Raw genomic sequence first — 12,321 nt, forward strand, 5'->3', positions numbered from 1 at the left:
TTTTAAAGGATAATAAAATTACAAAAGTATCTTTTAAAAAGCCTATCGCTCATAAAATTCTATCGGCAAATTATCCGGGTCGCTGATGAAAGTGAATTTTTTTCCGGTGTATTCATCTGTGCGAATGGGTTCGGCCATGATGTTGTTTTGGGCCAAATGATTTATAACCGATTCGATATCATCGACTTCAAAAGCCAAGTGGCGCAAACCTGTAGCTTCAGGTTTTGAAACCCTTTTGGGCGGATTGGGAAACGAAAACAATTCGACTACATAATTGCCGTTAATTGCTAAGTCTAATTTATAAGATTGGCGTTCTTTACGATACACTTCTTGGATAATTTGCAAGCCAAGAATTTCAACATAGAACTTTTTGGAAAGGTCATAATCAGAACAGATAATGGCAATGTGATGAACTTTGTTGAGCATGAATTTAGTCGTTGTTGGTTTTGTCTTTTTTATCGGCATTGAATTTATTGATTTTGACAACCGCTTCTCGACCATATTTTCGGGCATACCATAATCCGATAAGTATTGCCATGAAAAATAAAGGTTGTTTCATCAGTCAAAAAAATGTTACTCAAAGATAATTTTTTTTCAGCATTAGTCATATAAAAACAAACCCTTTCGGTCCTAACACCAAAAGGGTTCTCAATTAAACAAAACTTAAAAACCTCAGTACCTTAGTGCCTCAGCACCTTAGCACCTTAAAATGATACTTTATAAATCAATCCGGCGGTAAAAGCTCTGGTTAAACCGTCGGGACGAATATCACGGACAACAAAAGGTGTTGCCAATGAAAGATCTAAACTACTTTTAGCATTAAGAGTGTAGCTTGTTATCAAATTTCCGTTAATAGTCAAACCATCTGAACCTTTTATAGTTTCGCGTTCGCTGAAAATATTTTCATAACTGTCTTCACCCAAATGGTATAAAAACAACACATTCGGTTTGAAAGTGAATTTTTTATTTGGTGTTTGATATGTATAAGTCGTGCGAAACAAAGCGTCTGATTTTCTTTCGAATAAATTAGTCGACGGAAAATCATTGGTGCCACTGTATTCGGCAAAATAGGAATTCTTATTGTTGTTGAAGACCGGAATTTGAATGCCTAAATTAAAATCCCATTGGGCATAATTATAGTTGGTGGCCAAAATCAAATCGAATGTGCCCAAGCTCGACTGATAATCTAAAGGCAAAGAATAGCCGTTGATTTTAGCATTGGCAGTCGTAAACGGAAATTTGAATCCGCTCAACAGACTCCATTTTTTATTGAATTTATAGTTGCTGATAAGATAAGCATCGCCAAATTGTCCGCGAGTGCCAAAACTACCATCGGCTACAGAATAAGTAAACTTGGCACTTAAAGCCCATTTTTCACTAAATGTTCTCGAGTAAGTAACGTAAGAGGAAAGATAAGTCACATCGGCTTCGCCAACGCCATAAATGCTTCCTGTTTCGATTAGATTTTTGCTTGAGTTTTCTTTGTCAAAACTATTGCCAATGGAACAAACACCGGCATCACTACAACCTTGAGCGTAAACAGTTGAACAACCGATTATCGATAACCAACCAATAAAAACAATCTTTTTCATAGCCATTTAATTAGATTGTAAAGCCGCAATCGCAAACAAATGGTTGTATTGCTGGCAATGAATTAAAACATAAGGATAATCGGCAAGGTTCACCTGCTGTGGTATTGAATAAGTCAGATCAGGATTGACATTGCCTAAGTTGACAAAGTCAGACGGCGAATCTGCTTTTGACAAATAGACTTTTAAATCCGGTCCAGGCGTAATCGTGTAGTTTTCTAATTTCAAAGTGTAAGCGTTGCCCAATTGGTAAATTTTCACCGTTCCGCTGCCCGAAATTCCACTTGTTGGATTGAAAGTTCCGGTAGAACGCAAAACTGCGTCGTTGCCGACTTCTTCTTGAACTATATCTCGGGTTAGTTCGCCTTCTACTTCACAGGAAGTAAAAAGTAATAATAGGGTAAAAAGGGAAAGAATTGTTTTCATAGCGTTTCAATTTTCATCAAAGTTCAAAATTACTTTCGATAACAATTGTCGGCTAGTTTACATTTGGAGGAAGATTATAAGATTTTTACTTTTTTGAGCACATTCAGAATTACATTATTGATCTCTTCCGAAAGATTGGCTTTGTAAATCAACCCAACATAAACCAAAGAAACCAGCCCCGATTTTAAACCAATATTGATTATCGGATGGAAAGGAAAATCCCAGTAATAAAAGGCGAAGAAGCAAATCAATCCGATGACTAAAGCATAAATATTTTTTAACGTGAACGGATAGAGATTCATCTTTAAAACCACAAAAAGCAATTTGGCCAAACTATAAAAGGTAATCGAAATGAGTGTCGCAATCGCAGCACCGTTAATGCCATAACGTGGAATGAAATAATCGTTTAATGAAATAGCTAAAACCGCTAAAAACAATCCTAAAAACAATACGGCTTTGTAATATTTAGAGTTGAAAATAATCGCATTGTTGTTGCCCAAAATCAAATCGAAGTATTTAGAAATACCAATGACGAAAACCACAAAAACACCGCCGCGATAGTTTTCGGGTAAGAGTAAATAGAGTTGGTTGATGTTGACCAATATCCCAACCAAAACCAATCCGCCGACAACTTGCAGCGTGATGGATGTTTTTTTATACAAGTCGTTTAGTTCGTCGTGTTTGCCTTCGGTCATTAATTTGGCGGTAATAGGATACGTAATTTGGTGCATGGCTCGACTCGGTACCGAAATCACTGTCGCAATAAAAATCGCCACCGAATAATAAGCAATATTTTCAATTTTGATATACTGACCAATCATGGTTTTGTCGATGTCCAGCAGCATATTGGCAATACTTCCGGAGAGAATAATAAATAGGGAATAGGTAAGTACTGCTTTGAAATTTTCCGGTACTTTAAATGAGAATTGAATGCGCTGTACTTTATTGGCATAAAACAACATCACTAAAGTAGTTAGCAAATAAATGCCCATTAGAATATCGACAAAAGTTTCGGCCGAAATGGTACCAAAGTAAACGGCGAAAAGGAAAATACTGATAAAAACCCGAAGTAAAACCTCTTTAACAAAACTCCCAAACACCGATTGCATATGGACTTTAACCCAAGCATAAAATATTTCAAAATAACCCATGCACAAACCAATCACCGGAATTTGCCAAGTGAAGTCGAAAATAATTGGGTTTTCACGGGATAAAAAAGCAGCAATATCTGTGTAAAAAAACGCTCCGATTAGCCCTAATGGAATGAGTACCAATAACGGTAAAATCATGACAAAGGTTAGGAATTCACCTTTTTCTTTTTCGGTTTTGTATTGCGTGAAGAATTTGACCAGCGTATTGTGAACGCCAAAAGCCATCAGTGGAAAAATAATATTTGCCGAAGACAAAATATAACCCGTCAACCCATAAAATGTTTCACCCAAAAAATGCGGATACATAAACAAAGTATTCGCCGCGCCAATCGCAAAACCTATATAGGTAATGATGGTGTTTTTGATGGATTGGTTGACGACGATGCCCATAAATAGTTAGGAGTTGCGAGTTACGAGTTTTGAAAGTTGTTCAGTCAAACTTTTTCTGGAATATTGTTGTAAACCTACAGCGTGAACTTTCAAACTTTGCTTTTGATATTCCTGATAATATTTCAAAAGTAGTGCTTTTAGTTTTTCTTTCTCCTCATAAGTAAAGAAAACTCCGGTGTTGGTTGTCGTGATAATTTCGGCAAAATCGGAACCTTCCGGACCAATCGCTATAATAGGTCTTTCGGAAACCATGTATTCAAATAATTTTCCGGGGATGATGCTTTTGGTATCTTCAGAGTTGATTTCGATGAGCAATAAAACCTGAGATTTTCTTTGGTGTTCAACGGCTTCTTGGTGGGAAACGTAGCCTAAATTCAATACATAATCATTGAGTTTAAATTCAGAAATGGTATCTAACACTTCCTGACTCACGGCGCCGATTAACTTGAGTTGAAAATCCTTTTTGAAATCTTGGTTTTCTTTGGTCAATTCTTTCAAGGCTTTCCAGAGAATTCTCGGATTTCTTTCCGACAGAAACGAACCGATATGTGCCAACGTGAATTTGTCATCCAAAGGTTGTTTGGTGATTTTTTCCACGTCGTATCCATTCGTAATCACTTCAATCGGACGAGAAGTAATCGCTTCAAATTCGGTTTTGGTGGTTTTACTGGTAACGATAATTGTGTCGGCAGTATTTAAAACTTCTTTCTCTAAAGCTTTGTGTTTTTTTTCGGCAGAAGAAGATAATTTCAACGCTTTTTGATAACCAATGGTTGTCCACGGATCGCGAAAATCGGCAAACCATTTTACGCCTAAATCTTTCTTCAATTGTAAACCAATCAAGTGCAAACTATGTGGAGGACCTGAAGTGACGATTGTGTCAATGTTGTTTTCTAGGATGTATTTTGATAAATATTTCACCGAAGGTTTGACCCAAAGGAAACGCGCATCAGGGATAAAAATATTACCGCGAACCCAAAGCAAAGTTTTCTCTAAAAACGATTGTTTTTTTTGGTTGGGAATAATGCCTGAACTGATTTTCTTGGTTTTGTTTTTACCAAAAAAAGAAGCCAAACCATAAGGTTCGAAGATTTTGGTTTTCAGAATAATGGCGCTTTCCGAAACTTCGCTTTCCAAACCGTTATCGATAATCGGATAAGTCGGGTTTTCGGGAACATAGACAATCGGCTGAAAATTGAACTCGGGCAAATACTTCACAAACTTTAACCAACGCTGTACGCCCGGTCCACCGGCTGGTGGCCAATAATAAGTGATGATTAGGAGTTTTTTGGGTTCAGCCATTACTCAGTTTTCTTGCCTCTTTGTTCAAAATAAACCACACCAATTACCACTAACAACATTCCAATAGAACTGAATAGGGCAATAGTGCTTCCGGTTTTCACTACTTGCGGTTCAAATTTGAATTCGATAGTGTGTTTGCCTTTTGGGATTTCGATTCCTCTCAACGTATAATCGACTTTGTAAATTTGAGTTTCTTTTCCGTCAATAGTCGCTTTCCAACCGTCTTTGTAATAGATTTCGGAGAACACGGCGAAACCGTCATTTTTGTTGTTGGAAGTATATTTCAAATGATTGGCTTTGTATTCGTCTAATTTGATAGAAGCTGTGCTGTCGTTTGCAAAAGTTGTAGGTCTTGTTTTAAAAGAAGCACCAAATTCGTACCAATTAATAGTAGCCACATCTTTTGTTTGAATTTTACCCAAAGCATTCAATTCTTCATCGGCTGAATATACTTTTCTTAATTCCTTCACAAACCAAGCATTGCCATTATGAAACGGATTGGTAACCGGAATATCACCTTGTTCGGTGCCAATGATTAAATATTTGATATTGAAAGCATCTAAAACCGGAATGCTTTTGGTTAAAGCCAATGTTTTCGGGTCGACATTTTCGCCCAAACTGCTCATGCTTTTTTCGATTAAATGCGTGTACACTTCTTCAAAACGTCTTGGTCTTACGGCACTGTAACCACCAACCGATTTATGGAAATAAGACGACCTCGGACTGTGTAAACCACCATCCAATTCATAGACTCTAAAGATAGATTTGTCGGCTAAAATTAATGAATCGGCTGCTGTGGGTTGGAATGGTACATCTACTTCGCGAGCACTTCTGAATTGTTTTCCGTCATTACTTACATAATTTTTATCTACAAAGAATAAATCACCGACCATGAAAACTCCGATGATGATAATCGCGGTATTTTGAGCCAATTTGTTTTTGGTATACAAATAAAGTGCACCAAAAGCCACTAACATTAAGAATCCGGAACGCAATAAATCGGCGTTGTATAAATCTTTTCGGTCTTCTCTTAACGCTTCTAAAAACGCGGTTCCAAAGGATTTATCGGGATGACCTTGTAAAGCATTTGCTAATTGACTGTCAATTTCGCCAACGAAGCTGAACATACCTTTGGCTAAAAATAGCACCACAATTATTCCTAAACTCGTGGCTGCGGTTTTCCACAAACTGCTCCATTGTTTTTCTTTATCGGTGGTAAAAAACGATTGCAATCCCATGATCGCCAGCACCGGAATACACAATTCCAATAAAACCTGAATCGAAGAAACCGCTCTGAACTTGTCATAAGCCGGCACGTAATCGATGAAGAAATCCGTTAACAGTGAAAAGTTTTTACCCCAAGAAAGGAGTAAAGAAAAAATCGCTCCGGCCAGAAAAGCATACTTTATTTTGCGTCTGTCGTGGTATAGGGCCAACACAAAAAGGAAGAAAACAATCGCGCCAATGTAAGCCGGTGCGGCTACTTGCGGTTGATCTCCCCAATAGGTTATTCCGTAACTTTCGGTAATTTCTTTGGCTTCTTCGGGTTGGGCGCCATATTCCAGCATAAAATTATACACATGCGAATCTTCGGTTAGTTTCTGACCGTTACCACCGCCAAAAAGACGTGGTGAAATTAGATTCAAACTTTCGCTAACACCATAACTGTATTCTGTGATGTATTCTCTGTCCATAGAGATATTCGCTTCTTTCTTGGAACCATCGGGATTGGTAGTCAATTCGCTTTTGCCACGAATACTGAAATCGGCGTATTCTTTGGTTGCCATTAAACTAGTGGCATTGGCACCAACCGCTAAAGTCACCGCAATTAGAAAAGTAGCAATGATTTTTGGTAATGCTTTGAGATCATTTTCTTGGTACAAACGGTACAAAAAGTAAAAACTCATTACGATTAGGAGCAAGAACAAATAATACGTCATTTGGAAGTGATTGGCGGTAATTTCGAGTGCTACAGCCAGCATCGTCAAGATTCCGCCATGCAAATATCTCTTTCGGAAGACCAATATAAATCCGGCGATGACTAACGGCATATAAGCTATCGCATGTGCTTTCGCATTGTGTCCGACGCCAATAATCACAATCAAATAGGTGGATAATCCAAAAGCCAAAGCGCCGAAAAATGCTTTCAGCGGATTAATCCTTAAAGTTAGAAGCAAACCGTAAAATCCTAAGAAATACAAGAATAAATAATCGGCCGGTCGGGGTAAAAAGCGCAGCAAATCATCCAGTTTTCCAATATAATCGTGCGGGTATTTGGCACCCGATTGATAAGTTGGCATTCCTCCGAAAGAAGCATTGGTCCAATAAGGTTCAGTGTCATATTCTGCTCTGAAGTCGTTTTGTTCTTTGGCCATACCGGTATATTGTACGATGTCGTGCTGGTATATTTTTTTGCCTTGCAAAACGGGATAAAAGTAAATTAGCGAAACGATTATAAAGCCAAGAATGGCCAGAAAGTGTGGATAAAACTTTTGGAGTTGTTTCATGTTTTTGGTTTAGGTTGTCTTGGGGAAATTACTTAATTTCTTCGAAATCAATATAATCGCCGACGATTTTTTTCTCTTTGGGCTTTTCAGTTTTATTAGTTTGAGCTTGTTGCTGTTGTTGGTATTGCTGCTGCTGTTGAAATTGTTGGGCAGCTTTTTCGACCACTTTTTTGGCCACAACCGGTAAAAACAATCTTGCTAAAAATTTAACGATATAGTAAATGGCTATAATCCATAATATAGTTCTAACAAAGCCGGGCATAGATGCAGTTTCCATATTGGGAATAAATTTTTGTCAAAAATACTAAATTCCGTAATGTAAAATTCGCTTTAACCTCTTAAATAAATGATAAATTGTATTACTTTTGGAAGACTATATTTCTACAAATCTATTATATTATGCTAAAGATAAAATCACTTTTGATTGTTGGTTTTTTGTTGATTTCAACCAACCAATATGCCCAATATACCGATATTATCAATTCGAATCGACCGGGAAAATCGATGTCGGCTTTCTCGGTTGGGAAAACTGTAATTCAGGCTGAAGGCGGTTTGTATGGCATTCAGGAAAAACACGATTTGTTGCGCTATGAAGCCAATGGTTTCGGGACAGAATTGAGTGTGAGATACGGCGCTTTTTTTGACCAATTTGAGTTTAATTTGGAGACTCAATACCAATATGATTGGTACACAGCGCCATTAGTGCAAGACACTAGAGGTGGTTTTAAGCAATTTACTTTAGGAGCTAAATATTTGGTTTACGATCCGTTTGTGCAATTGAAAGATGACAAACCCAATGTATACAGTTGGAAAGCCAATCACCGATTCAGTTGGAAACAATTTATTCCTGCTGTAGCGGTTTATGGCGGTTTTAATTTGAATTTGGGTAACAATCCGTTTACGTTTGATAGCGATCCAGTGATTAGTCCGAAATTGATGCTGATTACTCAAAATCATTTTGGTACCAAATGGGTTTGGGTCAATAATATTATCGCCGATAAATACATGACCGACTATCCAACATTGGGATGGATTACCACGATGACTAGAGGATTTAACATGCGTTGGTCCGGATTTTTAGAAATTCAGGCTTACAAGAGCGACTTTTATGCAGATACGGTTGGACGTATAGGTGCGGCTTATTTAATTAGAGAAAATATACAGTTAGATGCTTATTTGGCCAAAAATATAAAAGACACTCCGGCTATAATGCATGGCGGTTTTGGAATGTCGTGGCGTTTCGATAGTAATTATGAAACCAATTACAAGCGAATCAAAAGCGATAAAGGGGATAAGAAAAAGAAAGACAAAAAATCTAAAAAAGACAAAGGTAAAAAACGCAAAGACGAAGTAGAATTAGAAAAGACCAAGTAGAATTAGAAAACACCAAGCCATAATGATTACCATAATTGAAGCCAATACCAAGAAACTAATTCAAGAATACGTCAAGTTTCCTTTTACCTTATATAAGAACCATCCTTATTGGGTTCCGCCTTTGATTAATGATGAGCTGGAAACATTTGACAAAACCAAAAATCCGGCCTTTACTTCGGCAGAGGCTTATTTTTATTTGGCCTATCGCGATAATAAAGTAGTGGGCAGAATAGCTGCAATTATCAATTGGAATGAAGTCAATGATCAAGAAAAGAAAAAAGTGCGTTTTGGTTGGTGGGATGTGATTGATGATATTGAAGTGACCAAAGCGTTATTAGAAAAAGTTTACGAATTTGGCAAAGCCAATAACTTAGAATATGTTGAAGGACCGATGGGTTTTTCTAATTTGGATAAAGTCGGCGTTTTGACGGAAGGCTTTGATGAAATTGGTTCGATGATTACGTGGTATAATTTTCCCTACTATAAAGAACACTTGGAGAAGTTGGGTTACGTAAAAGAGAAAGAATACCTCGAAAATAAATTTCCTTTTGCCAATGTGAAAACAGAATTTTTTTCGAAAGCGAATGAATTAGTTAAAAAGCGATACGAATTAAGAGCGCTTAATTTTACCAACAATAAAGACATCATGCCTTATGTCGATAAGATGTTTGATTTGTTTAATTCGAGTTATGCCAATTTATCTTCTTTTGTGGCCATCACTGATGTTCAAAAAGAATATTTCAAGAAAAAGTATATCAGTTTCATTAATCCGGAATATATTAAGTTTGTTTTAGATAAACAGGACAACATTGTTGCCTTCAGTATAGTGATGCCCAGTTTTTCAAAAGCCTTGCAGAAAGCTAATGGGAAACTGTTTCCTTTTGGTTTTTATCATTTACTTAAAGCTAAGAATGAGAGTAAAGAAGTGTTATTCTATCTAATTGGTGTTGATCCTCAATACCAAAGTAAAGGCGTTACCGCTATAATTTTTAATGAATACTACAACACCTTTCAAGAGAAAGGAATTCTCGAATGTGTTCGAACCCCGGAATTGGAAGACAATCATGCCATACACAATATATGGAAACATTTTGACCCGGTTACTTTCAGAAGAAGAAGAACATATAAATTGTCTTTGTAGATTAGCTAACATGCACTTAAAGTTAAATTTACATGATATATCAACTATGTTCAGGGGTTTTCTTCAAAAACATTCAAAATAATTGTTAAATAGATTTCGGTTTTTATAATCATTTGTGCATTTGGTCGATTAAAAGCAAATGTTCGTAGAAAACTTACACCTTTTTTAACGTTTATTTATAATTCTGTCTAATTTTATAATCCCTATAGAAATCTACACTATTTTTTTTACCCTAGGAATTAAAGGTTTTAATTTAAGTCTTTAATTTTTTTTCCGAAAAAATTTTAACTTAAATCTATTTGTGATGTGGTATTATTAAAAAATACTTAACATTATGAAGAACACTACTTTTTTAAAGTTTTTGGAATTTCCCTATAGTAACGATTGTGTCGTTAGTCGAGGGGAAAACGGTTTTAAGTTAGATTTTTCCAAAGCAAATGCAATGGATAGCAGCAACTCCAAAACACAGAGCAACGCTAAAAGTAAAGGTGTGATTAGTATTCTTATGCTACTCATACTTTTTTTATTTTCTAACATTTCAACTGCGCAAACCATTACAGTAGATGGAAATCCTATCGACTGGAATTTTGCAAATTATAACACTTTTCCTGTAAAGAGTTATGTGCTGGATGCTTATGGTACCGGTCAGGTAGACAATCAGTTCACCAGTTCTAAGGATTTTTTCTTGGCAGATGGAACCGGTACGGGTTATCTGGGTTGGGTTATTGGTCAGACTAAAGCAAAGAATGATATTGCCAACGCAGCTGCTGTTTTGAATAATGGTATTTTGTATTTTGCTGGTGACAGAACTTCTAATAATGGTGATGCCCAAATTGGTTTTTGGTTTTACCTTAATGGTACGGCACCAAGAACTCTTTTCACATCGCCAAACGCTGGTGGAGATTTTGCCCCTGCGCATGCTGTTGGCGATTTATTAATCTTAGCAGATTTTACAGGTGGTGGTAGTACTGCTACTGTTGTTATTTATAGATGGAAAGGCTCTGGTCCAGTTTCACCAGGTTCATCAATTGTTCCAAATACAAATGGTAATTTAGAAACTACTAATCTTGCAGGAACTGTAGCGATTAATAATGCTAATGTTTACCCTATACCAACAGGTTGGAGTTTCTTAAATCCAACATATGATACTAATGAGTTCTATGAAGGTCAGGTTGATTTGACAAGTATTAATTTAACGAATACTTGTTTTTCGGGTTTCTTACTTGAAGCTAGATCTTCTCAATCAGTTACGGCTTCATTAGACGATTTTGCCAGCGGATTATTTAATATCCGAGCGACAGCTACTATGGATAATGTTAGTGTTTGTGCCGGTGAATCGGCAACCTTCACTGCGATAGCTTCAGGAGGAGTTGAGCCGTTGACTTATTCGTTTAACGGAGGACCATTTACGAGCTCTAATACTTTTACAATTAATCCTGCAACTGCAAACGCCTCTGTGAGTGTAGTAGTTAGAGGTGGAGCTCCAAATTTTTGTGAGTCTTTACCTGTCACAGCAACTTTGACTGTTAATCCTGTTCCAACGGTTACAGTTAACTCACCTGTCAAATGTGCTAATGATCAATCAGTGACTATCACGGCAACACCAAGTCCGGCTGGTAGTTATACTTATGTTTGGACTGTTCCTAATGGAGCAACTAATCCAGGCAATGTGCCTAGTTTTAGTGCCTCTGTAAACGGAACATATTCTGTTGTGATTACTACAACTAATGGAACAAATTGTTCGGAATCAGGTTCAGGTACTTTAACAGTAAATCCTAGCCCAAGTTTAATAACCAATAATCCGGCACCGGTTTGTGCTCCTTTAACTGTTGATTTAACATTACCGGCTATAACAGCAGGTAGTAATCTTCAAGGAGGAACTTTGTCATATTGGACGAATTCAGGTGCAACTATTCCTTTAAACAATCCAAATGCTGTATCAGCATCAGGAACATATTATATTAAAGTAACTACATCAGCCAACTGTACAGACATAGAGCCTGTAACAGTTACTGTAATCCCTATAATTCCAATTGTTATCAATTGTCCACAAAACAGTTCAACAAGCGCTTGTGCTTATGCAGATCAAGCGGCAGTTATTTCGGCATTTAATAATTGGTTAGCTGGTTTCACAGCAAGTGGAGGTAACGGAACATTAGTTACTTCAGGTTTGCAAAATCTTACTGCACCTAATTTATGTGCAGGAGGAAGTGTTACAGTTAATTTTAGTGCTTCAGATGATTGTGGAAAACAAGCTTCTTGTTCTGCTACTTTTACTATTACAGCCGCACCAGCAGTTACAGTTACATCACCTGATAGCAGCTCAACTAGTGCTTGTGCTTATGCAGACCAAGCGGCAGTTAATGCAGCGTTTGCAACATGGTTAGGTGGATTCACCGTAAGTGGTGGCTGTGCTCCAAGTGGAAGCTATGGACAAGTAA

Annotated in this window: 10 protein-coding genes; 3 read left to right on the forward strand and 7 right to left on the reverse strand. The window is 37.1% G+C overall.

Annotated features, from left to right (window positions below):
- Positions 1–42 precede the first annotated feature (42 nt).
- From ACK4HO_RS10585 to ACK4HO_RS10615, 7 genes are all read right to left on the reverse strand, one after another.
- Complete coding sequence (locus ACK4HO_RS10585) at positions 43–426, reverse strand: VOC family protein (RefSeq protein ID WP_409665636.1); 384 nt, start codon at positions 424–426, stop codon at positions 43–45.
- A 278-nt stretch (positions 427–704) separates the two neighbouring features.
- Positions 705–1,592, reverse strand: coding sequence for a hypothetical protein (locus ACK4HO_RS10590; RefSeq protein WP_409665638.1), 888 nt, complete (start codon positions 1,590–1,592; stop codon positions 705–707).
- 6 nt (positions 1,593–1,598) lie between these two features.
- Entirely contained in the window at positions 1,599–2,015 is a 417-nt protein-coding gene (locus ACK4HO_RS10595; RefSeq protein WP_409665640.1) for a DM13 domain-containing protein, read from the reverse strand.
- A 74-nt stretch (positions 2,016–2,089) separates the two neighbouring features.
- Positions 2,090–3,556, reverse strand: a complete 1,467-nt coding sequence (locus ACK4HO_RS10600) for a lipopolysaccharide biosynthesis protein (RefSeq protein WP_409665641.1) — start codon at positions 3,554–3,556, stop codon at positions 2,090–2,092.
- Between the two features lie 6 nt (positions 3,557–3,562).
- On the reverse strand, positions 3,563–4,858 hold the full coding sequence (locus ACK4HO_RS10605) for a glycosyltransferase family 4 protein (RefSeq protein WP_409665643.1): 1,296 nt from the start codon (positions 4,856–4,858) through the stop codon (positions 3,563–3,565).
- The gene (locus ACK4HO_RS10610; RefSeq protein ID WP_409665645.1) at positions 4,858–7,365 is read right to left on the reverse strand and encodes a YfhO family protein; all 2,508 of its coding nucleotides are present in this window, start codon (positions 7,363–7,365) and stop codon (positions 4,858–4,860) included. The genes ACK4HO_RS10605 and ACK4HO_RS10610 overlap by 1 nt, the downstream gene beginning before the upstream one ends.
- A gap of 28 nt (positions 7,366–7,393) precedes the next feature.
- Positions 7,394–7,642, reverse strand: coding sequence for a DUF4834 domain-containing protein (locus ACK4HO_RS10615; protein ID WP_409665647.1), 249 nt, complete (start codon positions 7,640–7,642; stop codon positions 7,394–7,396).
- Between the two features lie 122 nt (positions 7,643–7,764).
- Here ACK4HO_RS10615 and ACK4HO_RS10620 point away from each other — a divergent pair, with 122 nt between their 5' ends.
- From ACK4HO_RS10620 to ACK4HO_RS10630, 3 genes are all read left to right on the forward strand, one after another.
- On the forward strand, positions 7,765–8,739 hold the full coding sequence (locus ACK4HO_RS10620; protein ID WP_409665649.1) for a transporter: 975 nt from the start codon (positions 7,765–7,767) through the stop codon (positions 8,737–8,739).
- A 22-nt stretch (positions 8,740–8,761) separates the two neighbouring features.
- Positions 8,762–9,880 carry a GTP cyclohydrolase gene (locus ACK4HO_RS10625; RefSeq protein ID WP_409665651.1) on the forward strand — a complete coding sequence of 373 codons (1,119 nt, stop codon included), beginning with the start codon at positions 8,762–8,764 and terminating at the stop codon, positions 9,878–9,880.
- 334 nt (positions 9,881–10,214) lie between these two features.
- Positions 10,215–12,321 (forward strand): hypothetical protein (locus ACK4HO_RS10630; RefSeq protein ID WP_409665652.1); only part of this gene is annotated, 2,107 nt, incomplete at its 3' end.

This window comes from Flavobacterium sp. (genome assembly GCF_046296355.1).
GTDB lineage: Bacteria > Bacteroidota > Bacteroidia > Flavobacteriales > Flavobacteriaceae > Flavobacterium.